This window comes from Bacteroides gallinarum DSM 18171 = JCM 13658 (genome assembly GCF_000374365.1).
GTDB classification, from domain to species: domain Bacteria; phylum Bacteroidota; class Bacteroidia; order Bacteroidales; family Bacteroidaceae; genus Bacteroides; species Bacteroides gallinarum.
Genome location: NZ_KB894173.1, coordinates 1 through 23,251 on the forward strand (window position 1 = coordinate 1; position 23,251 = coordinate 23,251).

The 23,251-nt window shown below is 43.3% G+C and carries 23 protein-coding genes and 1 pseudogene; 8 read left to right on the forward strand and 16 right to left on the reverse strand.

The features are described 5' to 3' along the window. Positions 1 to 450: 450 nt before the first annotated feature. The 9 genes and pseudogenes from C233_RS23315 to C233_RS0119945 form a co-directional block, all read right to left on the reverse strand. Positions 451 to 1,068 (reverse strand): GIY-YIG nuclease family protein, encoded by a 618-nt coding sequence (locus tag C233_RS23315; protein ID WP_018669272.1) that lies wholly within the window; start codon positions 1,066 to 1,068, stop codon positions 451 to 453. Then, the gene (locus C233_RS23320) at positions 1,055 to 1,366 is read right to left on the reverse strand and encodes a GIY-YIG nuclease family protein (RefSeq protein ID WP_018669273.1); all 312 of its coding nucleotides are present in this window, start codon (positions 1,364 to 1,366) and stop codon (positions 1,055 to 1,057) included. Before C233_RS23320 ends, C233_RS23315 begins: the two co-directional genes overlap by 14 nt. A gap of 483 nt (positions 1,367 to 1,849) precedes the next feature. Continuing rightward, a pseudogene (locus C233_RS24925) lies at positions 1,850 to 2,729 on the reverse strand (transposase); the annotation flags it as partial. A gap of 107 nt (positions 2,730 to 2,836) precedes the next feature. Beyond that, the gene (locus C233_RS0119920; RefSeq protein ID WP_026314943.1) at positions 2,837 to 4,558 is read right to left on the reverse strand and encodes a fimbrillin family protein; all 1,722 of its coding nucleotides are present in this window, start codon (positions 4,556 to 4,558) and stop codon (positions 2,837 to 2,839) included. 18 nt (positions 4,559 to 4,576) lie between these two features. Further along, positions 4,577 to 6,538, reverse strand: a complete 1,962-nt coding sequence (locus tag C233_RS23335) for a fimbrillin family protein (RefSeq protein WP_018669276.1) — start codon at positions 6,536 to 6,538, stop codon at positions 4,577 to 4,579. A 23-nt stretch (positions 6,539 to 6,561) separates the two neighbouring features. Then, the gene (locus C233_RS0119930; RefSeq protein WP_018669277.1) at positions 6,562 to 7,698 is read right to left on the reverse strand and encodes a fimbrillin family protein; all 1,137 of its coding nucleotides are present in this window, start codon (positions 7,696 to 7,698) and stop codon (positions 6,562 to 6,564) included. 42 nt (positions 7,699 to 7,740) lie between these two features. After that, complete coding sequence (locus C233_RS0119935) at positions 7,741 to 8,763, reverse strand: DUF5119 domain-containing protein (protein WP_018669278.1); 1,023 nt, start codon at positions 8,761 to 8,763, stop codon at positions 7,741 to 7,743. Further along, the gene (locus C233_RS0119940; RefSeq protein WP_018669279.1) at positions 8,760 to 9,965 is read right to left on the reverse strand and encodes a DUF3575 domain-containing protein; all 1,206 of its coding nucleotides are present in this window, start codon (positions 9,963 to 9,965) and stop codon (positions 8,760 to 8,762) included. Before C233_RS0119940 ends, C233_RS0119935 begins: the two co-directional genes overlap by 4 nt. Before the next feature lie 144 nt (positions 9,966 to 10,109). Beyond that, a complete protein-coding gene (locus C233_RS0119945) occupies positions 10,110 to 10,382 on the reverse strand; it encodes a hypothetical protein (protein ID WP_167321143.1) in 273 nt (90 codons plus the stop codon). A 362-nt stretch (positions 10,383 to 10,744) separates the two neighbouring features. Here C233_RS0119945 and C233_RS0119955 point away from each other — a divergent pair, with 362 nt between their 5' ends. After that, positions 10,745 to 11,638: a helix-turn-helix transcriptional regulator gene (locus tag C233_RS0119955; RefSeq protein WP_018669281.1), complete on the forward strand. Its 894-nt coding sequence runs from the start codon at positions 10,745 to 10,747 to the stop codon at positions 11,636 to 11,638. A gap of 312 nt (positions 11,639 to 11,950) precedes the next feature. Here the strand turns inward: C233_RS0119955 and C233_RS0119960 are convergent, their stop codons facing one another. Continuing rightward, complete coding sequence (locus C233_RS0119960) at positions 11,951 to 12,886, reverse strand: site-specific integrase (RefSeq protein WP_244149086.1); 936 nt, start codon at positions 12,884 to 12,886, stop codon at positions 11,951 to 11,953. Positions 12,887 to 12,943: 57 nt separating this feature from the next. Between C233_RS0119960 and C233_RS24635 the strand changes: the two genes are divergently transcribed. The 7 genes from C233_RS24635 to C233_RS23850 all read left to right on the forward strand — a co-directional run bounded on the left by C233_RS24635 (position 12,944) and on the right by C233_RS23850 (position 17,673). Continuing rightward, complete coding sequence (locus C233_RS24635) at positions 12,944 to 13,162, forward strand: hypothetical protein (protein WP_167321144.1); 219 nt, start codon at positions 12,944 to 12,946, stop codon at positions 13,160 to 13,162. Between the two features lie 879 nt (positions 13,163 to 14,041). After that, positions 14,042 to 14,380 carry a hypothetical protein gene (locus C233_RS0119975; RefSeq protein ID WP_018669284.1) on the forward strand — a complete coding sequence of 113 codons (339 nt, stop codon included), beginning with the start codon at positions 14,042 to 14,044 and terminating at the stop codon, positions 14,378 to 14,380. After that, the gene (locus C233_RS0119980) at positions 14,377 to 14,811 is read left to right on the forward strand and encodes a hypothetical protein (protein WP_018669285.1); all 435 of its coding nucleotides are present in this window, start codon (positions 14,377 to 14,379) and stop codon (positions 14,809 to 14,811) included. Before C233_RS0119975 ends, C233_RS0119980 begins: the two co-directional genes overlap by 4 nt. Positions 14,812 to 14,816: 5 nt before the next feature. After that, positions 14,817 to 15,530 carry a hypothetical protein gene (locus C233_RS0119985; protein WP_018669286.1) on the forward strand — a complete coding sequence of 238 codons (714 nt, stop codon included), beginning with the start codon at positions 14,817 to 14,819 and terminating at the stop codon, positions 15,528 to 15,530. Positions 15,531 to 15,556: 26 nt separating this feature from the next. Further along, positions 15,557 to 16,078: a hypothetical protein gene (locus C233_RS23020; RefSeq protein WP_018669287.1), complete on the forward strand. Its 522-nt coding sequence runs from the start codon at positions 15,557 to 15,559 to the stop codon at positions 16,076 to 16,078. 292 nt (positions 16,079 to 16,370) lie between these two features. After that, complete coding sequence (locus C233_RS0119995) at positions 16,371 to 17,180, forward strand: hypothetical protein (RefSeq protein ID WP_018669288.1); 810 nt, start codon at positions 16,371 to 16,373, stop codon at positions 17,178 to 17,180. A 208-nt stretch (positions 17,181 to 17,388) separates the two neighbouring features. Further along, entirely contained in the window at positions 17,389 to 17,673 is a 285-nt protein-coding gene (locus tag C233_RS23850; RefSeq protein ID WP_026314945.1) for a helix-turn-helix domain-containing protein, read from the forward strand. Between the two features lie 50 nt (positions 17,674 to 17,723). Here C233_RS23850 and C233_RS0120010 read toward each other — a convergent pair whose 3' ends face one another. The 6 genes from C233_RS0120010 to C233_RS0120030 form a co-directional block, all read right to left on the reverse strand. Continuing rightward, positions 17,724 to 18,878 carry a DNA primase family protein gene (locus C233_RS0120010; protein WP_244149087.1) on the reverse strand — a complete coding sequence of 385 codons (1,155 nt, stop codon included), beginning with the start codon at positions 18,876 to 18,878 and terminating at the stop codon, positions 17,724 to 17,726. A gap of 4 nt (positions 18,879 to 18,882) precedes the next feature. Further along, positions 18,883 to 19,830, reverse strand: coding sequence for a BT4734/BF3469 family protein (locus C233_RS0120015; RefSeq protein ID WP_018665969.1), 948 nt, complete (start codon positions 19,828 to 19,830; stop codon positions 18,883 to 18,885). Positions 19,831 to 20,054: 224 nt separating this feature from the next. Further along, on the reverse strand, positions 20,055 to 21,527 hold the full coding sequence (locus C233_RS0120020; protein WP_018665968.1) for a DNA primase family protein: 1,473 nt from the start codon (positions 21,525 to 21,527) through the stop codon (positions 20,055 to 20,057). Between the two features lie 65 nt (positions 21,528 to 21,592). Beyond that, entirely contained in the window at positions 21,593 to 22,342 is a 750-nt protein-coding gene (locus tag C233_RS0120025) for a phage Gp37/Gp68 family protein (RefSeq protein ID WP_026314705.1), read from the reverse strand. Next, a complete protein-coding gene (locus C233_RS24310) occupies positions 22,335 to 22,481 on the reverse strand; it encodes a hypothetical protein (protein ID WP_154656048.1) in 147 nt (48 codons plus the stop codon). Before C233_RS24310 ends, C233_RS0120025 begins: the two co-directional genes overlap by 8 nt. 59 nt (positions 22,482 to 22,540) lie before the next feature. Beyond that, positions 22,541 to 23,251: hypothetical protein (locus C233_RS0120030; protein WP_018665966.1), on the reverse strand; the 711-nt coding region annotated here is incomplete at its 5' end.

Genomic DNA, 23,251 nt, shown 5'->3' on the forward strand with positions numbered 1-23,251 from the left:
TTCAAACGGGAACACTGAGTGAAGCCTGCCAAGCTCACTCTCATTAAAACTTTTGCGGTATTTTTCCAGAACATCAAATTCTGTGAAGCCCAAAGTTGGGTGAATTTCGGAAATATTTTGTATCTTAGCCATATCTTAGTCGGGGAATTTCCCCCGTTTTGGCCTTCAAACCTTATTTGCGGGGGAATACCTAAAGATACAAAAAAGCCAGCTAATTCGCAATATTTTGTGTATGAATTAGTTGGCTGATTTTATATTATTTACTGAATGTCCCTAAATCAATAGTTATCTTTTTCTTTGATGTATGTCGCGTTATCGGATTATTCTGTCATCTTCGACGATGAAATGGGTTACATGAAAGCAATTCAAGATAGAACGCAGCAGATAACACGGTTGCTAAATCATTACCTCAAAAATAGGTAATCCTCCCAAGATCCTTTGTATAAGGCTCTAAGAAAAATCTTCCAGAATTACATTAAAAACGGTCACAAAAAGTTCACAATCACTATTCATCCTGATCGTTATTGACTTGCCTTTTGCAATCTCTCTAAATTCCGAATTGGTTTCAAGTACCTTTTTTAAGTCACGGGCTACGGCTGAACCTTTCTTTAAGGGAATTACAGTGTCAGAAATATCTAGTCTGAAAGCATATCCGGAACTTTTTCTATTACCTACGTTTTTAAAAATTGCAGAACCAATTTTTTTTGAATCTTGTCCTTTCCTGATAGCTGTAATAATAAAAGGCTGTATTTGTTTCCATATTTCAACATATAGTCCATGTCCATTAATTTTCTGGGTCTTATTGTTTATGTTTACCATAGGTATGGTGCTGACAGTTAAAAGTAATCCCGCATTCCTAAGCAGACTTAATTCGTTTCTAAACTCTTTGTTTACAGCATTACGATTTTTGTCTAAATTTAAGGGAGGATTGTATTTCTGGATTAGCTCTTCTTCGAGATTTTTATAATATTCATTTGGATAATAGAATACCACGAGATTATGTTTCATCCATATTGTTAATTGATTTTCATCTTCTGGATTAAATTTTGTCTTTTCATTTTTTTTCAAAATTTCTATCTCTTGGAATCAAGCTATAACCAAATAGGCAACCTAAACTTTTTCTCAGTGTAGAAGTACCTGCATTACCATTAAAATGTTTTTTTACATCCCGATTCCGTAAACTGTTTCCTGCCAATCCTGTATAAATTACATTCATTCCCTGAAATGTATGAAAAGTAATATCTATTCCTATATTTGGCAGGTTAGAATCTTTACGTAAGGTTATAATATAATTACCAGGCAAATCCGGAACCATTTCTACTTTATCTTTTAATGGATTGAATAAAATAAATGAAATGTCGTTCATAGTACATATATATTTTCTCGTAAAGATATGAGAAATGATATAAAATTGCAAATCTGAAAAAGTGAATATAATCACTTTTCTTTCCCTACCTCAAAAGGAAGAAGAGGGGAAAATGGGGTAGAAAAGACTATTTTTTATAACACCTGTCCTACGGTTATGTACCATACTCATACTTCGTACAGGCTCCTGTCTCCGACCGACCCGCATATTTTTTCTATCCTTATCCCTCCGTCATTATTATAAATGCAAATATAACAAAACTATAACCGCATGATTTTATTAACGTTTTTTTATGACATAAGATGGGATATTCAGTAAATGCCCCTAAAAAATAAGCTGGCATATGAAGATGACAGCCCATCGTCATTTCATATGTCTTTTTTATTGTAATTTTTCTATCCTCTCCCTACAACCTCATCCGTTTGGGCATGATGTTCCGGAAGGAACCTTACAATTTCTTCTGATTCTGTCATAAAAATCATGCTACGCGGCTTTACTCTGTCTGTTTCTGATTTTGCCAATCATCAGTATAGCGTTTGCCGTATGTATTCCGAAGAAAATCCACAAGATTTCCGTTTTCCTGTTCCGTGCCTTGATTCTTGATAGTGAGTAATTCTGTTTTTGCGTACCGAAACTGCCTTCAAGCCTGATGACTCTCTGCCTTGAGAGTTCACTTCTGAGAACCTTCCTCAACGGCTCGTCCTTTACAGCCCTTCCCTTGCGTACAAAGGATGTGGATATCCCATATTTTTACATAACTTCCTGTTGGCATTGTTTGCGTATATGGAATCGGCAGCGACACATCTCACCCTCACGTTCATCGGCTTCTGTCGCATGCGGATACAGTCCTTCAGATATATGCCCTCATTGAATGCCTTGAAAACGGGACGTGTTCGATGAACGATATGCCGTTTATCTGTATGTTGCCCGCCTTTGTACCGAACTCGACAGATATTGTTTCCTTACCTCTTATGATAGGGCGTACATAATGACGGTCAATACTGGCAATACGGCCACTGACCTTCCGCCCTTCAAACATTTCCATTTCTTGTACAAGAACTTTTCTGATTATGGAAAGCCGCTTCTGATAATCTTGTGTACATCTGAGTGAAGTACCGTACTCCTTGTGAATCTTATCCCTTTGGCAAAGCCATTCGATGCTCTCCCAAAGTAACTTCATCTCTGTAGGAGAACGCATATGGCTTTCATAGTATGTGGCATTGGTCATACACACGTGAAGATTCTCGAGATAAGGTTTCCAGTATGAGGCAGGGAAGTCCTAAATGGAATCGATGTCAAGACGGGATGCTATTTCTCTACGGATAGCACTGATTATCTTGTAGTTAGTTATAGGATAGAACGGGGCCTATCATGAAGAAGAGAAAAGAACTGGTTCTCATGCGGTACGTTTCATAAAAAATGACGGCCATGTTTTCGATGGCCGCCATTTGGCATAATCTCGGTTTCCTGTCAGAAAGCGAGGACGGGGCGCACACTACGGGAATTTAAGTTTTTCTGGGCAGTGCTAAATGTTATATTATTCTTGCTCGGATTACAATTTACGCCCGACTTTGCGTTATATTCCGATGAAGTCCAAGTATAACCGTTGCCAAATTCCTCTTTGTCTTCCTCGGAAATTTTTTCCATCCACTTGTTCATTGCAGAAAGAATATCTTCCTTCTGATCTTCCGGCCTTATTGTAGGAGTGCTACTTAAATCTTCTTGTGAAGTCCGGTACTCCGTTTCTGCCATTTCTTGAACACCGCCCAAATTTTGCATGATGTCCCACCACTGGCCCGAAGCCGGCAGGTACCAGCCCGTAGTCTTATTGCCGTCGGGTATGGGGCAGATTTTCCCGTGCTCGTCCGCCGCCTTGAAAGCGGGGAATCTATCGAAACTTCCATACTGCTTTTTGATATACCTGCAATTATATAAGCCGCTGATATTGTTGTAACAGTCCCCCAGCGTCGTGCAGTTATACAGTCCCGTATCCTCCCCGTCATTAGACCAATAGTTTTTCGGTTCCGTTACTCCAAACTTTACAGACACGACCAGCCCGTGCATCTTCTCCCGTCCCCCGAAGAAGTCCTTCTCGGCAGTGCCGAAGCGGCGTTTGTCGGTCTGGAACACGATACCGGAAGGTTCGTCGTTCTCGGTAAGCTCTTCTACCTCGTGAGGCACGAGATACCAGTCCGAGCGGTTTGCGGTCGGACAGAACAGGTCGCCGACGCGCACCAGTCCCAGTTCGTGGTAGTCGCCTTCTTCCATCTTCAATCCTTCGGCCACTTTGTAGCGCATGTATAACCCTGCCTTTAGGTCGGATTCGCCTTTCTTCACCGTGAAGTCGTAAACGTACTCGTTAGTCGTGTCCGTGTAACTCCCAGTCAGGGTAAAATTCCGTTCGGGGTGGACGATATAGCGGTAGCAGTGGTCAGATGAGTAGAAGTACGGTTGTGTATCGCCGGTAAATCCGATGTCCGTGTGCGAGTAGATGGTAATATCGCACTCTGTTTTCTCCGAATTGTAAGTGGTGATGTGGTAACGCGTGCAGGGAGCTTCCACAACGGCCAGCGCCATGCAGTGCATCAGTGCGAAAGAAAGCGGTACGACATGGTTTTCCACCGTGCCTACCGTACCCTTGCCCACCATCAGGTCGGAAGCAGTATAGGCGGCATATTCGGTCTGGTCGGCTTTCGGTTGCCAGTCTTCGATAAGCGGGGCGAAGAAACCTTCGGCCGAAGCCGTGGAGTTTGCATTCACCTTATCCGTCATGTCGTCCTGATAGGGATAGTACAGGAAATAATTCATATCATCACTATGCCAAAGGGATGTGCCCTCGGGCAGAGACCATACGATTTCGCCGGTACCGTCTTCGGTCGCCGTAACCTTCACGTTCTTCAGCTTTACCACTCCGTCCGCATCTACCGCATACAGCCCTGCAAGGTCGCCGTTCGTAAACTCGGTCGCATATCCTTTCTCCACGGCACGGGTCTGCGGTGCGTCTACCGACGCAAAGCCGCCGTCGGACACGGTAATCGAGTAGTTCATACTGCCGGATGGGTATGTACCGTCCTCCAATATATCTTTGTTGCTGCACGAGGCGGCAAACAGCAGGGTTGCCAACAGCATACCGACAAGATGCAGCCATCCCGCCGGTCTCCCTGAAAAGTGTCGATTGTTATATCTTACCATCGTTTTCGTTTTTGTCGGTTAAAAAGCAAGGACGGGGCGCACGTCTTGGGAGCCTTCCTTGTAGTTATATATGCAACTCGTCTTAGAATTATTCATTACTTGCCAGAACCGAGCGTGCTTATTGTTGTATTCCGAGGATGACCAAAACCATTGGCCCTTGTCACTGTTGAATACATCTTTATCGCTGTCGTCAATTTTCACCATCCATGCGTTCAGTGCAACCACTGGATTGTGCGGAGAAGACCATTCGTAAGTTCTTCGGGGTTCTGCTCCGGTTCCGATATCATTTGTGTCCGACTGTTGGGCAGGGTCGGACAAACCGGGAACTTTGGCCAGATATTGCATGATGTCCCACCACTGACCCGAAGCCGGCAGATACCAGCCCGTCGTGTTGGCAACCGGACAGTTCTCGTTGTAGTCGTCCACAGCCTTGAACGCGGGGTAAACGTCGAAGCTGCCGCGATTCGTCTTAATGCGGTTGCAGTTATACAAGCCGCTGATGTCATTATAATTATCGGCTTTCGTTTCGCATTTATTCAATTCTTCATCTATTCCCTCAGGCCCCCATTCCTCTAAGAGCGCGACGTTCTTTACGGACATGACCAGACCGTGCGGCTCGATACCGAGCCTTTGCAAGGTGGCCTTTTCTTCCTTTCCGAAGCGGTCGGGATGCTCGTCATAGACAAGGTAGACGATACCGACGACTTGCTTGTTCTCTATCGGTGTGGGTTTCGGGGCGGCTATCACATACGAGCCACCCGCATCGATACGGCGCAGTCCGCCGTCGGACCATGTACCGTCCGCGTATAAATAGTCGCCCACTTTCAGTGTTTCCGGAGCGTAGGAACGTGTGATGGGAACGTTTATTTCCTGACCGACACCCCATTCCGTAACCTTTACGGATTCGATTACCAACTTGTCATCAAGAATCTTGATGGTATAGGTTACGTGGTCGCCCGGCTGCCATTGCTTGCCCTTGAGGGAAGCGGTCAGAGTACGTGGCTCTTCGTTTTGCGGCGTATAGTCGATTACGAGTTCAGCACCGTCACCCAAGGTCTGCGGCAGCAGCATGAAGGTCTGTTCCTTAGTGGTGATAGCTTTGCCTTCACTGTTCGGTACGGACACGTTCAGCATCTGTGAAAATTCGCTGTCCGGTGTGGAAAAGCTCGTCCACTTGTTTGTTTCCGTGTTGCCCGTATTGTATGTAGCGCTTCCGTACAGTCCCTTGAGCGAGATGCCGGTGATGGTTCCCTGAGCCATTTCGCTGCCCTCGATGAAGCTCACGGCTGTCAGCGCGTGGGCAAAAGTGAGCTTCACCGTACCGTCTTCCGTTCCGCCATTGAGGGTAACGGATGCGGCAAAGCACAGGTCGGACTGTTTGGTTACGTCCGCCGGTACCGTGTAGGCATACGTCGGAGCACCGGTTATTTCTTTCTGCGGGACAGTCAGCCCCTCGGCTTCGTAGGGAGCGTAGGCAAGGAAGGTCACGTCCGTCCCTTCGCCCGGCACGAAATAGGTGTCGGCGGTGGCATAATCCGTTCCGTCCTCTCTCGAGGCTTCGATGTTGTACATGAACTTGGGGGCAGCCTGCGTCCATTCCGAACCGGAAGGATAGGAATACCCGAAAACCCCGAACGACTCATGAAAATCGTCCGTTTCGACGGGCATCGCGCGTGTCGCCGCCCGTTCAGCACCCGCCTCTCCCTGCTGCGAGACACTGAAGCGCAGCTCCCTCTCTGCAGAAGAGGAAATAGGCCCGTCGTACTCCTTGGAGCAGGAGGCGAGAAGCGAGCCTACGGCAAGAAGTAGCGCAGCCCTGCGGAGTGTCCCTGTAAATACCTGTTGTCTTATTCGTTCCATCATATCGCAACATTCTTTTTCATTCTTTTCGGTTTGCGCTTCCGACAATCTGCCGGAAAGCGTCTTAGTGACCGGGAAGGGAACATTCAACCCCGCCCGGCCTGTATGTTTGTCCGTCATCGGTTCAGACAGACAAAAAGTCATTAGTTACCGTCATCAGTGGTGTCATCCTTATCCGCATCCCAAGACAGGTCGGGAGAATCCGTCTTTTCTATCCACCCTGTTACATTGACCTTGAACTTGATCGGGCCACCGAGAACCGGATCAACCGGTTCGTCCGGATCAGGTTTTTCCGGATCAGGTTCGGGCTTTCCGGCACCTTCGGAGAAGTCAAGCGTGTAGATGTAGTGGTTGCCCATCTCCCATTTCGTGTCGATGCCTACGGCTACCCATGCGTATTTTTCAGTATCGACAGCAGTTGTTTCGTCGTACTTCGGATAAACCTGCGCACCGCTCTTGGTCTCAATGTTTACCAGTACAGCCAGATAAGTACCAGTATCGCCATTCGTACCGTCCCATGCAGTCAACTGCTGCGGGATAAGCATGGCATTATCACCATCTTTCGTCATGATGGATTTTGCCGTTTCACCCAAAGAGATGGCTGTGTTGTACGTGACCGTGTAGCTGGTCTTCTCGGTTGAAAAGTTCGACCATGCGCTTGCCTTGTCATTTTCCGATACCGCCTTGTCGAAGCTGAGGTCGCCTTGTTTCTTAACATTGGCAATCTTCACGCCCTTTACGTTGTACTTATAACCCTTATTATTGTTTATGGCCTTGATGCTAACCTGCGAGAGCATGTGCGAGAAGTTCAGTTGTACGCCCGTAGTCTCGTTATTCTCCTTATTGCCGGTAGCAGTGGCATAGATAAGGTCCACTTGATTGGCGATTACAGTTGCGGGAGAAAATCCGCTCAGCGTGTTGTTGCCGTTTGCCAGGTTGAGCGACATGGTGCCACCGATTGTTTTTGCATCCGGAGCGTATGCACGGAACGTCAACAGGCTGTTATCGCCCGGCCAATAATACAGCGGATCGGAAGTGAACATAGTGTTCTGTGTACCCGTAAACGGTTGGTCCGCGAAATACTTGTCACCCTCCGTGTCGAACGCCGTCACGTAAAACTGCGTGATGTTGCTGTTGTTGGTTTCGGTACCGCGCGTAATCTTGTCTGCCGAGGTGCGGAAACCGATACCCTTACCCTCGTTGATGTCGATCGTCTCGTCCTGCGAGCACGATGCCATGGCTATTGCTGCCACGGCCAAAAAGAAAATCTGCTTTTTCATAACTCAAAAAAAATAATCTGAAAGTTTGACATTATTATAGTTCTACATTTCTATCACCTCGTCCACCGGCTTCCATTCTTCCACGTCGGGCTGGAATCCACCGCCGTTAGTGATAGGTTTGGGCAGTTTGAAACCGTCCACCACGATATGTACGTTGCGCTTGTCCTTCGCCTTGTCCACCTGCTCGGTCACATCGACCGAACCATACACCCCGTTACCGTCCTCCATCCACGCATAGACGGTGAGCAGGTGCCGCTCGTCGTTCGCGTCATGGTGACCGAAGGTGTGGAACGCCCCCGTAATGGTCGATACGCCGTCCGACGAAGCCTCGAAAGGAAGGGTGACGCACTCGTCCGTCAGCTTCTCCTGGGCGCAGAACACCGAACCGGACATACCCGAAAGCGAGGCTTTCACCTGCGTGGCGTATTTCAGGTTCTCCACGTTGCGCACCTCGAAGGTGTAGTCGCATACCTGCTCATGGGGCATCAGGCGGAAAATATTGTCGGGATTGTCAATGGTGGTGATTTCTGTCTCGCCATCGCGGATAAACCAGTAGCTCAAACCGTCCTCGGTAATTTCGACATTCATCGCATTGTCGCCCCACATCTTGTCCGGAGTGATCCGTACCGGCTCGTTCTCCGCGCCCTCGGCACGGGGCATGTCCGAACCTCGGACTCCGGCAAGCGCTTCCGAGATGCTTGTGCTACGGGTGTAGCACTCGTGCGTCAGGAAAGCCTCCACACCACGGAACTGTACCCGTTCGTAGTCGTTGTTATAATAGAGTACCTCGTAACGCCCTATCGGGATATTGACCTTTCCACCTTTCATCCCCTTCAGGCTATGGTAAATGGGTTCGCCCGTGCGGTTGCCGCCTTCATCGACGGGATAGAACCACAGGCACATGCTCTCCACCTCGTTGTTCTGCTCCGCGTCGGGAGCATAGTTCCAGTCGAAGACCACATCCACATCCGTCGTGTGCGGGTGGTCGTAACATAAATCCTTGTGTTCGCAGGCGGTCATTGTCAAGGCGAAAATGCAAATCGCCGTATAAATGCTCTTTCTCATTTCGCACCTCCTTTCCCCTTGTTGGTATTGCCTCGGCCAATCAGCCATACGAGTGAGATTTCAGCCTTTGTAGGCCCGAACCAGTGGCGTTGCTTGGTCTCCTGCCATACATAGTGGTTGTCGTTGGGCTTGTATTCCTTGTATTCGCCGCCGAGGTAGCCGATGCCGATGCCGAAGTCGATGTTCAGCCGCTTGGCCACGGGCAGCGAGTAGCCGTATTCGATACCGGCATGGTAGCTCCACTTGTCACCGAGGTAGCCTTTGCCGCCCAACTCGAAGTCGTAGGTCACAATGCCGCCGTACACGCCGAGGTGGTGGCCGGTGAGCGGTTTATCCTTCGCTTTCTTGCCGAAATACTTTCTTACGTCCAGCTCGCCGCCGTAGATACGCCAGTAGTTGTGCTTGCGGTCACTGTTCCACCAGGCGTACATCCAGTTGCCGCCGATGGTCCAGCCCTTGCCTAAGTAAAACTCGACCCCGATATTCGGAACGAGGGCGGCATCGTAGAGCATATTGGTTTTCAGTGCCATATAGAACGGCTTCTTTTCTGCCTCTACCGGTACTTCGATATAGACCGTATCACGCAACCAGACCGTATCTCTTATGCAGATGGTATCCCTCATAACGGGAGGCTCGACACGCTTGTAACGGAGCTGTACCTGAGAGGTACGCAACTTGGGAAAGAGGTTACGGTACATATAGTAATAAGGTACTCCACCATGGAAGCGTACCAGGCGGGTCAGCGGGTCGGCAGCATCATCGGCCTGCCCGCAGATTTCCCGCAGCAGTTCCAGGGTCTCCTCCCGGTAAGGCACTTCGGGAGTGGTTTCGACCAGCCGGAGCAACCCCTTCCAGTTACGCCCCAGAAACTCGGTAGTCATTACCGAATCGGGCAGAGATACGTAGCGCGAGAGGTAGTCGAACAACACTTTGGCACGCTGTTCGGACAGCTCGTTGTTTCTTGCCACGCCGCCTTCGGGCGAAGCCCCACCGACAAACACGATACGGTCGAGACTCAATGTATCGCCCCGTTTCTCCCACAGCCGTTTCAGTATACCTTCCAAGGCGTTGCGATTGTCCCGGAAGGACATGTCTAACTCCGACTTTCCCTGACGGAAATAGACCCGGACGGAATCGCGCATCTCCTGCGCGAGCACCACTCCACCATAAAACAAAATGAACAATATCAAGGTTTTTCTCATATCTACTACGTTTAGTTTATCTCATTCTCCGTGATTTCCACATCCATCCCTACTATATATGCAAACATTTGCAATAACCAATCCGGATAACGAACAGAGTTAGTCATGCTATCGGTTATCTGTTTTTTTAATTCATAGTCTTAATTATACATTCAGAATCTTCATGTATTCGTCATCTATCAATATTGGGCATCTTTTTTGAAACATTGTAATTACCGATTCAAGAGTAAATCCACAAAGCATTTGGGATGTACCACCCTCAGACAATGGCACTTCAGTAAGAATCAGCTCAGGGAAATAATTGTGCAGACGAATGGCCGATTCTCCAAAAGCTGCAGGAGAACCATCTTCGACGAAGTGGATACAGATACTTTCTGTATTCTCATTTCTTGTGATTTCAGCTTGTTCAGACCACATTTTCATATTTATTTTAATACTGTTTTTTCTGATCCTTTATCCAGCAGCCTTTCATGCTAGTGCATGACTCCGGATTTCATCGGCGCAAATATCTTTTGACACAGTATCACCCACACCATTTTCAGGGAAGCTCTCATATTGTTTTCTCTTGGCTGAAAACTGAATTCAGCCCGATGTTTAAAGTTACGTTTCATAACGCTATAATTGCCTTGTTTTCAATCATGTGACTACATCAAGCATAGTCTAAAAAAGTCTCCCTCTTTCTAAGAGGGGGACTGAACTCGGGGAAACAGCCTTGTTTGACTGGCTTAAAGCGTTGGTAAACAGATTGCTATTTAGGGTAAACTTAATTACAATAAACAATGGGACAGATAAGGAATACAAGTAAATTGCAGCATGTACATGAGCATCTTGGTTGTGTAAATTATGCAACGGATGACCAGATTGTTATGAAGGTCGTAGAATTAGAGGCAGAAAAACTTTTAATCCGTAAAGATTTGCAACGTTCAGTATTGGTATTCATTATGGGAGGAAACGTTTTGGTTACCATAGGAAAATGTATTGAAAAATCCATCTCCTGTGGCAATATGTTTCTTGTTCCGGCAGGTGGTAGTTGTTATATCCGTGCAACATCTCATTCTGTAATAATGAGATGCTCTTTCGGCAACGAGATGGCTTTATGTAACAAGGTTACACTAAGCCGATTGGCACATTATGCGACTATGGTAAATCAAGAACAGACATTCGTTGTTCTACCTATCACGGAAATCCTTTTCCGTGAACTGCAATTAATTAAGGATGTTATGGATAAGCAAATACTATGTATTCACTACATGAAATTAAAAATGGAAACCATCTTCTTGGAATTGCGTTGCTTCTACGGAAGAGATGAGTTGTCCGCTTTATTTGCACCTATATTGGGGAAGGATTATGATTTCAAGACGAAAGTCCTGATGACTTATCTGCAGGCAGCCAATGCCCGAGAACTGGCAGGCCTATTGAATATGTCCTCGTCCAATTTCAATCGAAAATTTAGGGACACATTTGACATATCTGTCGGCAAATGGTTGAGAGATAGAAAAAAAGAAAGGATATACAGTGATATTCTAATGACCGATACACCCATATCGGAAATAGCATTCAAATATTCTTTCACAGTGAATCATCTGATAGCCTTTTGTAAAAAACATTTTGGACTAACACCCACAGAAATGAGAAAAGAGCGGACGGAAGAATGGAACAAGGAGGTTTTCTGATAAACAAAATTCTATCAGACATATAATGAAAAGAGAAAGTGCCAATCTTATCCCTTGAAATTTTCATTGATAAGAAAACGTAACTTTTTAATCAATTTTCGGACCACCTATCTCATTGATTATGCCCAACTTTGCAGCCGGAAAAGGATAACAAATTCTTCCTCTTAGAAAGAGGGAGAAATACTATTTATATGCTCATGAATTCTTTTAGGGAAAAAGTGAGCTCTCTTACTTTACACAAAAGTATATTTTTTTGATTAATTTCTCAAAAGGACAAGGGTCTTTTTGTTATATTCTGTCAAACTAAATCAGCTATTTCATAAGAGATGCAATAACTTTTTTATTTGCAGAGGCTATTACACTCAAATCCAATGAAGCTAAATAAATCGCTGTGGTTTCTGTGTTGGTATGTCCCATCGCCTCGCTGATAACGGGAACCTTTATGCCATTCGACTTAGCGAGCGAAGCCCATGTATGGCGTGCGATGTATGAACTTAACGGTTTGTCTATTTTTAATAGGTCGGAAATACATGCCAGTCTCTTGTTGTGCATTCTGAGTGCGCTACAATATTTACCGTATTTTTTCTTTTTCGGATTATACAATATAGGAAACAAATAAGGACAATCCGGATCTTTCACCGACCATTTGTTAATAATATCCTGTGCACAAGGGTGGAGGATAATATTCAGCCGACGGTTTGTTTTGTGACGCTGGCAAGCGATGCCTCCATAGCGTATCCGGTCTTTAGTCAAATACGCTATATCAACGAAAGCCATTCCCTGCGTATAAATACTGAACAGGAACATGTCACGGGAAAACTCCAAACTTTGATCCGTACTCAGATCGGCTTGAATAAGCTGTTTCACTACATTTTTCTTCACGGCCCGTTTCCGGGTTTTCTCCTGTCCGGTAAACACCTTGCGGAACGGACGTTTGTCCTCCAAAATGATATCCTCGTCCAACGCATAATTATATGTCGCACTCAACATGCGCATATATAAGGAAACCGTGTTCATTTTAAGTTCCTTCCCGATTAGATAGCTCTGAAAGTCTTTCATCAGGTTCACGGATAGTTCCCCGGCTGGAATATCCTGTCCCTTTCTGAATTGTTTGAACTGGGAAAGGGCGCAGGCATAATTTTCAGCCGTCTTTCCTTTGTCTTGTTCATAAAGGTGCCGGATACGCACCTCAACCAGTTTAAAGAAACCTTGTACTTTACCAGCCTTTGCTTTTTTCAATTTTACCATATCCATAGTTTTTAATGAAACATTTATATTCAATCTATGCAGTCTGAGATGAAGTGTATGCCAGGACAACTGATGGCAGCGGCATCCCCTGCTCGGAAATGTTTGTATTCGTCTATCTCCAGACAAAGCCTCTTCGTATCGGCAGCCATTCCCGTTGAGTCCCCCCAAAAAAGATTTCGTATCGGACAGCAAAGCGGTATTATTGAACCAGCAGCGATTTCTTTCTTCTTTCAGGCAGACGGCGTACCGGTGCTGGAGATAAATAACACCGTATAACAACAGCAAAACGGACAACAAGTATTTATTCATAGACGGTGGCTGATCCGGGGATGAACCAAAGAAATTCATCCGGGCAGGATTCTTCCTGAAGAACCAGACAATCTTTCAGCTTGTCTACAAATGGAGTCCTTCAACGGTGAAACCTCTATGGCTGACCGGTTCATCGGGTTTTATCTCCGACAGTTCCGAAGAGGTTTTTCGGATATAAGCATTTGTTTTCATACGGGATATGTCTGTTCCTTACACCGTTCCACCGTTTACTTGATTTACCCCCGTGAGTTAACAAACAGGTAGAAATGAAGTTTATGCCTAAGGATATTATCGTCATAAAGGCGATCAGACAGTCTGGGATTACAGCGCAGCCTGTGCCGCATTCCTTCACTGTATCAAAGTATTCTTTCAGACCTACCAACGCTTTATAATCAGGCAGTACTTTATAAGTTGATTCTCCTATAATAATAAGTGTGTATCAGGAATAGAATAATTACGGCATAGGGAATCCTGTGTCTGTTTAGTCCGTATCAAAGTAGGTTTATTACTAGAGGTTATCTGTTTTTCAACATTACAACATCCTGCTATTATTAGTACATATACTAATAAACTAAAAAGTTTTCTTTTAGAAATCATCATTCTTAACTTGATTATTCGTATTTCTATGATTCTTAAAAAGAACAGGTAGGGTTTTTAAGCTGATTACCGCCTGTTTTGTGTTCTTCCTACAATCTTTATACCCTAATTTCTAATCCTTTATTATATAGGATTAACGTTATTTCCTGTGTGTAAAGGTAGATAGAAATGCAAATCTCTCCAAACAGTGATTTTGCTATTTCTATCGGCCCAAGACCTAATATCTGAAACAATAAAACATCAAGCAGCATGTTTGAAGATTTGATAGGCAGAATATTGGGTATTGAGCGGGAGCCTGTGCCCAATCGTCAGGAAACAGTTATTGCACCTGATGTCATCGAAAAAGCAGTATCGCCGGAACCAATTCCTGAAAAATATAGAAAAGACATTGAAGCACTTCGAAACAGATACAGAGGTGATTTTAAAACCGGACTCTGTATTGAACTCACTCTCCAAGAAGCCTTATCAATCATGCCGAGAGAAAGGAAACGGACAGATACTTATACGGGGCTGGCATCCTACCTGAAAAAAGAATTGAATATTACATTAACTATTAAATCACAAAAGACTAAATCTAAAGAACTATGAAAAATTATTTTATTGCAAACGGTGAGTATTTACACACTGAAATGAGCGTGGAAGAAATGGAGAAGCTGGTACAAAACAGCCTTGATGAAACGACATCGGGTATGACCCAATTCAGAATCAAAGAAATCAGTGAGAAAGAAATCAGAATGGTGTTTATTCGGGACTTCATACAGGACCCGAATGAACCGAGAATCTATGATACGGATTGTAACTTGATTACCGGATTAGGAATCGCTGCTTTTCGACCATTGGAGATTGAAGGATACCCGATGATTTATCCACTGCATTTTGCCGGGAAAAATTTCTATACGGATATACCTGCATTCATCAGATTCTACAAACTACTGATGTTCATGGAACTCAATCAGAAAGTAGAACATATAGGCATTAGATGCTATTCTGACAGAATTTTAATGCAGATAATCTTCTAATCCCTATGAATGTATTGATAGCTTGTGAAGAAAGCCAGGCCGTATGTCTGGCTTTCAGAAGACTGGGTCATAATGCTTTCAGTTGTGACCTTCAAGGATGCAGTGGCGGACATCCGGAGTATCATTTCAAAGGAGATATGTTCGATGTGATAGCCAATCGTGGTGGAACATTGGAAAACGGAACCAAATATTTTCTTGATACTAACTGGGATTTAATCATAGCCCATCCGCCTTGTACATTCCTGGCGGTAAGCGGTACAAGATGGTACTATCACCCGGACGACAAGGATTTGCCGATAGACCAGAGAAGACCACATCCGAAGTTCCCCGATAGAGCCAAAGACCGTGAAGAAGCAGTCTGTTTTTTCATGGAGGTTTCAAAAATAGGAGTAGACAAACTGGCTATTGAGAATCCTGTCGGAATTATGAGTACAAGATGGAGAAGGCCTGATCAGATAATAGAGCCGTGGATGTTCGGTCATGAAGCGAGTAAGAAGACATGTTTATGGCTAAAAAACTTGCCTCTGCTGATACCGACAAATATAGTCGGAAAAGGTGAGGTCTATACTGCAAAAAGTGGCAACAAGTCTCCCAAATGGTTTACTGACATATTTTTCTCGGGTGTACCGGCAGAAGAAAGGAGAAAGCTGAGGAGCAAGACATTTCAAGGAATAGCGGATGCAATGGCTGCTCAGTGGGGTGGAAAGATGGTAGCGTAGATAATAATAAATATAACCGATTAACTATGAAAACAATATATACAACCATCGGAGCATCCAATCATTCCGATACAATCAGAGAGGAACATGATTTTTATGCAACATTTCCTGAATCCATAGACAGGTTGTTTGAAGTGGAAACATTTTCCAATACTATATGGGAACCTGCCTGTGGAATGGGACACCTATCTGAAAGGATGATAAAGTTGGGTAAAACAGTCTATTCCACGGACCTGATAAACCGGGGCTATGGTACGGGTGGCATCGACTTTCTGAAAGCTACTGAAAATACTCATGGAGATATTATTACCAATCCACCTTACAAGATTGCGTTGGAATCCATAAAGAAGGCCCTGGAAATATCCGAAGAAGGAACCAGGATAGCCATGTTCCTGAAACTTACATTCTTGGAGGGAAAAGGACGTAAACCGTTCTTTCAGGCCAATCCTCCACTGAAAATCCACGTCTTCTCTTCCCGTGCTGTTGTAGCCAAAGGGGGAGATTTTACAGCAGTTCAAATTAATGGAAATGCAATCGCCTATGCCTGATTTGTCTGGGAAAAGGGCTATAAGGGAAATACTGTAGTGGACTGGATAAATTGAACGGATAAGTCATTGGAAATAGTGAATATTGCTTTTTATATTACCGCATTTTATTAAAGTCGTTATACTGAAAAGTGTAGCGACTTTCTTTTTTTATAGCGAGAATACATGAATCAACTTACTTTTGTGTTGCTACCTTTAATCTATTCTTGGAAATATAAGTTTATATTGTATTCTACTGCTTCTATTTTGATTTTATATATCTTTATCATATATTTGTCACGTAAAATCAAATTTAATGATTACTCATTTAGAAATAAAGAATATTACACCAATATCAATTGAAGACAGGATTGGTACATTCAAAACTTCTTTAGACATTATACAGGAAGTTATGAATGTGCCAATGTGTGCATTAACTTCTCTGCTAAGGGCTAATGGATACGATGATATTGATGATACAGCAAGCCTTTGTATAGATGAAAAAGGGCTTGAGATTTTTGCGGAAGCCTATATTCGCAAGATCCGGAGTTATTTTTTTAGTTCTCTTCGTAACATTGGTAGATTGACTCAAAATGAACTAAGCAATTTTAATCAATTTATTGAACTCTTTAAAAAAATAGATTTACAGGGAGAATCTTTAAAATGGTCTGATATAGATACAGAGCATTTACAAGAAACTTTCATTGATAAAGTAAAAAGAAAAACATCCTCCAAATCGACCTGTTCATCTTATCTAAATTTACTTGCTCATGTTGTAGTGAGAAAGCAAAAAAAAGATGATAGCTTTTCTTATATAGATTATTCAGCATTATGTCTCAGTGTTTCTTATGAATCTATCATTCAAGAACTGAACATACAAAGAATAGATGAACTTTTAGACAATATTGTACATAGTTATCATTATGTAGCAAAGTCTACATATAGTAAACTCAAATGGCATATAGATTTCCAAATAAGGAATATTTATATCTCAGCACGATACCATATCTACTCTACAGGATCAGATGAAGATTCCAATAGTATTGTAATTAAGAGTGATTGTTCTTTTATTTACCAATCGAATGCTATTGGAATCAGTTCATATCCACTACCAATAGCAGGATAAAACTGTAGAATATGAACAAAAAACAAATAATTTTTGAGATACAAAATAGTAATCTGTCAGAAGAATGTAAGAAGGAATCCATTCAAATTATCAAACAATATGGTGTGATTGATATGAATACCTTTTTACTGATAGTATACAAGCTGATCGAAATAAGCCCTGAAATATTGAAATATTTCTCGTTGAAATAATTTTTATACTTAGAATCATGAATTTAGGAAATGCTGTAAAAATACTTAGGAAAAATAAACGAATTTCCCAAAAAGAGTTGGCAAAATTATGTGATATATCGGCAAATGCTTTATGTAGTATAGAACAAGGAGAATCATTTCCTGAAAAAAATACAATCATCAAAATATGTAAAGCCTTAGAAATTCCAGAATCCTATTTGTTATTGTTCAGCATTTCAGCAGAAGATATTCCCGAAAATAAACGGATTCTTTACAATACATTATGCGAATCAATTAGGGAAGATTTGGTTCATAATTTATAATCCCAAATAAGGGAGACTGGGCATATAATCGTCCGGTCTCCCTTTTAATTCTATAACCTGAACCCTTCAGGCAGGATCAGATTCACCTTTTTCCGTATTCCACTACCATAACGATATTCTTCCAATTGCTTCTGACATAAGGAAGATTCTGTAAAACCGGATTGAGCTATTAACCGTCTCCTTCCTTCAAGTACCCAGTTCATGATGCCGGGCAGTTCAGTGGAGGCTATTTTTTCTGCCAGTTTCGGGTCGACTTCCGACTTGGGAATCTGGATATTGAAAGGTATAATAAGAAACCTCCTGAAATATCCGTTCGATTTGTCATTGGTCTTTGGAAGCTCATTCAGGCAGAAAATCATCTTGGCATAGTCTGTCAGTGTCGCCACATCCTTATATAACAACCTGGTACTGATCGGTTCTCCACTTGCGATACGTTTGAATATATCTCCTGAAAAAGCGTTGGGGGCAACATCAGAACAGGTATTCAACAGTTTCCCTGACAGGTTAGCCCTGCTTCTGTCTCCATTCCCGCCACACATATCCGATAAGGATTCATGGGAAATATTCTCTTTACCCAGGAGAGACTCGACAATATCAACGAACACGGACTTGCCATTCCGTCCTGAACCATAGAGAAAAAGACACTTCTCCAGTTTCAGGGAGGTAAAAATCCAACCTGTATATTCAGCCAGCACCTTCTGAGTATCCTTGTCCGGCAACACTCTGTCCAGGTACTTCATAAACAGCTGACACGTGGCGTCAGGATCATAATTATAAGGAAGAACATACCTGAAATAGTCCTGATATGAATGCCGCATCAGATTCCCGGTTTTAAGCTCAAGCGTACCGTTGAGGAAATTTATCTTCTCCTTGTCCTGTCCCGTTGTCAGGCCCATGACCGTATATGGAAACTGCTTGAACAATCCTTCTACGGTTTCCCTTTGCGAAGCTTTGATTTTATTTCCGGACATCTTTTCATAGGCATATTTAAGAAAGACTTTCAGGTCAAAATCCTCAATCCTTACCCAATATGTTCCGGTGTAACAATAGACACACTGGTCCTCAAAAGTCTGGAACGGATGATTGATACCTATTGCTGTCTGTTGTATATCGTTACAAACCTTAACAATACCGTCCTTTGTATCCGGAATACTTTCTAGGGAAATAGAATTAATTACATTCCGTAATAAACGTCTGTAGTTCATGATTTTAAAGTTTTCTATATTTACTGCCGATTTTACCTTTCCCGTCCACCCACTCATAAGCCTTCCTGACTTCACGTCCCAGTTCTGCTTCAGGAAAATCAGGAGCTATATATTCTTTCAAATTCGCATAAGCAATGCTCTCTGATAATCCCCACTCAGCAAGTTCCCTGGCTCTTTTGAAGGTCGAGTCATGTCTTCTTCCAGGAGTCATTGGGTATCTATAGAATCCACCTTCCAGAAAATTTATGATCCTATCAATCTCACCGGGGGAACCGCTTTTGAATTCCAACGGTTCTATTGGGTTAGCCGAAGAAGGAGGAGGAAGAGACAGGGAACCGGGGTTTCTGACCGTCCATACTTTGCTGTTCCGATTCAGATAAAGGTCGGGATCACTGCTGAGAAAACACGCCCTTGATATCCCTTTGCAATTCTCATCCCAGAACGGAGAGTTATAATAATCCCTCAAAGCATCAAGATATTCATTATGACTTGTATTATCAATATTATCGGCAACACGGACAAGAACCTTATATCCCCTGCCGGAAGGAGAAAGGAATGCGGCATAGGTATATGGATCTTTTATCAGCATATTCCGGACATCAGACAGCTCTTGAACCGGTATCCTGTCGAAATCAATGACGACAAGACCGGAAGGAGTGATAAGGGCATCATTACAGAATCTTCCGAATGTTCCGGCAAAAAGACAGATTGGCAGTTTCTCTTTAAGTTCAGAATACTTTGGATGATCACTGGCATGGAAAGCTCTCATCGTATCAATCCCGGCTTTCAACTTTTCCTGCCTGATAATATCCAATACCAGATCAATATCAACATGGTTCGGAGGATATTCCATGACTCTAAATCTTTTCATACCGGTCAGAGGGGTAATATATTCCTCACTGTAAGGCTTTTGTTTAAATACTGTTACTTCAGTTTTTTTATCTGCTTCCATACTTTAAATATTAATTGGTAAGTATTTTATCTTTCCTCTTCCCTCCCTCAAGAGCGGAAAAGGAGCGGAAGCGGGGCGGGGAAACTATAAAACCTGTTTTTTGATTAATTTTTGAACAGATAAAATTGAAAAAGTTATAAAAAAACATCATTTCCGACCTGTTTCCCCGCTTTTCCCCGACATTACCGCTCTCTCCTTCTTGAGGTGGGAAAGAAAAGAAGGTTTTAAGAATCAAAAGGAGTGGATGGAGGGACAACAGAAGGAACGGACTTCGTTATACCGACCTTTGCAGCCTTTTTATCCTTCTCCTCGATTGTATATCCTTCATCTTTCAGCTTACTCTTCATATTTACCTTTGACTCGGAACGAAGACTGTTAGCCTTGCAGTAATCCTTGTATTCATTATAGAGGTCTCCCAGTTTCACGAATTTATCAGTGCAAGGGATATAATTCTTGTTAGTCAGGAACATGGCAACGCTGTCTGTATCTTCCTTATATTCCTGATCCATAGCTTCGATAGTGGGAGAATGACTGAGTTTCTTTCCATTTCTGATAAACTGTTGCAGACCTTCAATAGCCCATAACAGGATACCGGGGAGTTCAGACCGAAGTTTCTTGGCAAGCTCCGGGTCAGCCTTGTCCCTGCTTATCTTTACATTAAAAGGAATCATCAGCAGTCTCCTTCGGAAACCATAGGAGCTGTCTGAGCTTGTCGGAATGGAGTTGCAGTTGAAGGCCAGCCTTGCATATCCTTTCACCATTTCCGGTTCCTGATACAGTCTTCTGGCTTCAACAGGTTCCCCGCTGGCCAGTTGTTTGAAGATACCGTTACCCCATATCTTACCGTTGAAATCACTGCTGTAGTTCAGAAGCTTGTTCTTAATCATGATCCGGGAGTAACCTTTATCGTCACATAGGGAATTAATGTTATACGAACTGACATTCTCTTCTCCCAATACAGCCATTATCGTTTCGAAGAATACACTTTTTCCGTTTGCTCCGGTTCCGATACAGCATAAGACCTTTTCCAGTTTTATATCAGAATTAAGACAACAGCCGACAAACTCCTTCAATACTTGTCTGACATCCGGTTGGGGCAATACTTCCTCCAGGAACTTATGGAACATGGGACAAGTTGCTTTGGGATCATACTCATAAGGAAGGACATAGAAGAAATAATCATCAGCCGAATGCTCCTGCTCCTTCACACTTCCATCATCACTGAGAATAAGGCTCTTGTTGCCCAGATTGATCTTTATCACACCCTGTTCCCGTTCGACCGGGTTATAGAGAGAGTAGCAGGCCTGTTCATAGAGCTTATTCGCTATCCTGACATTCATGGCGGTGTATTTGTCCACTCCCATTTTCTTCAGGGCCTCACCAAAGAAGTGTTTCAATTCAAGTTCGGGTATAACCTCCCAATACACCTTATTATATATGTATGCGGTTCTGTCCTGATTGATCGCCAGACCATAACCTGTCTTTTTAGCAGTCTCCTTCACCTTTTCGGAAATAAGGACAGACCTGATCTCATCGGTAATCTGAATGGAATAAATCTTATCCTGCAACAGCTTTTTCACATCCGGATCGCTCTCTTTCTCACATCTGTCATACAAGTCCGAGGCATAAGCTTTCTTGAAGTCCGTTTTGTACAGTACGGAAAGGATCTCTTCCAGTATTTCTTTCTGTCTCTTCATTATATTTTTTTATAAATGAAGCTGAACCCATGAAAAGGCCCCAGCTTCATTGGTTAATTACTCACTTATGGATTTATCTTTCTTGGGATAGGATAAGCATGATATTCTTTGCCGTCCAGCAGGCATCCGTTCTCTTTGGCACTGCGTTTTACACCATCAGCCCCCCAAGTACCCCATTGCTTGAAAAAGAAGGCTACACCCGGAGTTGCATCACATTGGGATTTGATGTTCAGAATCCAGTCCTTTTCCACTTTTCTTGCCCTGTTTCCCGATTCACCACCAACGATAACCCAGTCTATTCCTGAGAAATCCAGTGTACCCAAATCTTCCAGCAGAGGTTCACAGCTTAGGAACCGTACCGGAGCATCCAGTTTTTTCAGGTAATCAATACGGCTTTTCACCGTCCTGTTCTCCACTGTCACACCGAGCCAGACATTTTCAGGAATGGTGCGGATTGAAAAATACCCGTACATCCTGTCAGCCCGTTTAGTCAGGATTTGGAATGTATGCCGGGGACACTGACCGACGACTTCCATAACTTTGTCTATAAAGTCAAAAGGGATGTCTTTATGGAAGAGGTCGCCCATGCTTGCCACGAACACAAGTTTTTTACCTTTCCATCCGAATGGCTCGTTCAAGCATTCAGGATGTATGGCCGGAGTAAAGCCGTTCTGATATTTGGTCTGCCCCATCGCTTTCAGACGTCCGGCCATTACTCTTGCATAGCAATTCCTGCATCCTTCACTGATTGGGCTACAACCACTTACAGGATTCCAGGTGGTTTCAGTCCAGGAGATTTTACTGTTACTACTCATTATTTCTTGTCTTTTTTAAATTTATTATTGATATCCTCCTGTTTTTAAGTCCCTTACATCTTATGCCCGGGATATTTTCAGGCATAAGAAGGACTATGGCAGAAAACACTGAGTTTCCTGTCAGGACAAGTCTTTCCATAAATCATTGATTATTTTAAAAGTAAGCAGGCGCCTATACTTACTTTATTCAAGGTCTGGCTAAAATCCACAGCGTTGATATATTCCCTCTTCCGTGATAGGCTCGTGAAGATAAGGATGGGATTCTAAATATTCTGTTGGATAGTATGTTTCTATTCCATACTCATCTCTCTCCTTACAATTTCCCTCTGCAATCAGCTCATAAGTGGCATCAACCCCGTGAAACAATGCCCGTATTTCTGATTTCTTCACTTTCGTTGATATGACGATATAATCATCTTTCAGGGAATGGGCAATAAACGCTGCTTTCCTCAAATCCAAAGACCACTTCCAATCAAAGCCGGGATCCCATTCTTCATTGTCAGACACTTCCATGTCTCTAAGGGGAACTGCTTTGTAAATAGTGACTTCTGATGGCAGATTACCCAGTTCCTTCTGCTCCAGTTCAGTCATCAGCAATCTGTTGTCTATATAGCAATTCAACAACTCTGTAGCTCTCACATCAGGAGCACTGAACAACCATGAGAACTTGAACAGGGAACGTACCTCCTCATCATGGAAAGGATAGTTCTGGATAAGCCAACAGAAAACATCCCAGCGGTAATAGTTGTACATTCCTTTTAGCTGTTCAATCACAAAAGAACAGGTCAGGTTCTTTGGATCTTTCAGTTTTTCTTCCATTTCCGAACGATATTCCAAGTAAACACTATTGTCTGTCGGTTCAAATGGATCAGTAGTCAAGAATCTGGTTACTTTTTTCTTTGATTTCAT

Coding starts and splice junctions, on each gene's coding strand:
- C233_RS0119980 (WP_018669285.1), top strand. CDS start 14,377: ATGAAAAATTATTTTATTGCAAACGGTGAGTATTTACACACTGAAATG.
- C233_RS0119975 (WP_018669284.1), top strand. CDS start 14,042: ATGTTTGAAGATTTGATAGGCAGAATATTGGGTATTGAGCGGGAGCCT.
- C233_RS0119940 (WP_018669279.1), bottom strand. CDS start 9,965: ATGAGAAAAACCTTGATATTGTTCATTTTGTTTTATGGTGGAGTGGTG.
- C233_RS24635 (WP_167321144.1), top strand. CDS start 12,944: ATGCCAGGACAACTGATGGCAGCGGCATCCCCTGCTCGGAAATGTTTG.
- C233_RS0119930 (WP_018669277.1), bottom strand. CDS start 7,698: ATGAAAAAGCAGATTTTCTTTTTGGCCGTGGCAGCAATAGCCATGGCA.
- C233_RS0119955 (WP_018669281.1), top strand. CDS start 10,745: ATGGGACAGATAAGGAATACAAGTAAATTGCAGCATGTACATGAGCAT.
- C233_RS23020 (WP_018669287.1), top strand. CDS start 15,557: ATGAAAACAATATATACAACCATCGGAGCATCCAATCATTCCGATACA.
- C233_RS0119920 (WP_026314943.1), bottom strand. CDS start 4,558: ATGGTAAGATATAACAATCGACACTTTTCAGGGAGACCGGCGGGATGG.
- C233_RS23850 (WP_026314945.1), top strand. CDS start 17,389: ATGAATTTAGGAAATGCTGTAAAAATACTTAGGAAAAATAAACGAATT.
- C233_RS0119960 (WP_244149086.1), bottom strand. CDS start 12,886: ATGGTAAAATTGAAAAAAGCAAAGGCTGGTAAAGTACAAGGTTTCTTT.
- C233_RS23320 (WP_018669273.1), bottom strand. CDS start 1,366: ATGAACGACATTTCATTTATTTTATTCAATCCATTAAAAGATAAAGTA.
- C233_RS0119935 (WP_018669278.1), bottom strand. CDS start 8,763: ATGAGAAAGAGCATTTATACGGCGATTTGCATTTTCGCCTTGACAATG.
- C233_RS0120015 (WP_018665969.1), bottom strand. CDS start 19,830: ATGGAAGCAGATAAAAAAACTGAAGTAACAGTATTTAAACAAAAGCCT.
- C233_RS0119945 (WP_167321143.1), bottom strand. CDS start 10,382: ATGTGGTCTGAACAAGCTGAAATCACAAGAAATGAGAATACAGAAAGT.
- C233_RS24310 (WP_154656048.1), bottom strand. CDS start 22,481: ATGGAAAGACTTGTCCTGACAGGAAACTCAGTGTTTTCTGCCATAGTC.
- C233_RS0120020 (WP_018665968.1), bottom strand. CDS start 21,527: ATGAAGAGACAGAAAGAAATACTGGAAGAGATCCTTTCCGTACTGTAC.
- C233_RS0119995 (WP_018669288.1), top strand. CDS start 16,371: ATGATTACTCATTTAGAAATAAAGAATATTACACCAATATCAATTGAA.
- C233_RS0119985 (WP_018669286.1), top strand. CDS start 14,817: ATGAATGTATTGATAGCTTGTGAAGAAAGCCAGGCCGTATGTCTGGCT.
- C233_RS0120010 (WP_244149087.1), bottom strand. CDS start 18,878: ATGAACTACAGACGTTTATTACGGAATGTAATTAATTCTATTTCCCTA.
- C233_RS23335 (WP_018669276.1), bottom strand. CDS start 6,538: ATGACGGACAAACATACAGGCCGGGCGGGGTTGAATGTTCCCTTCCCG.
- C233_RS0120025 (WP_026314705.1), bottom strand. CDS start 22,342: ATGAGTAGTAACAGTAAAATCTCCTGGACTGAAACCACCTGGAATCCT.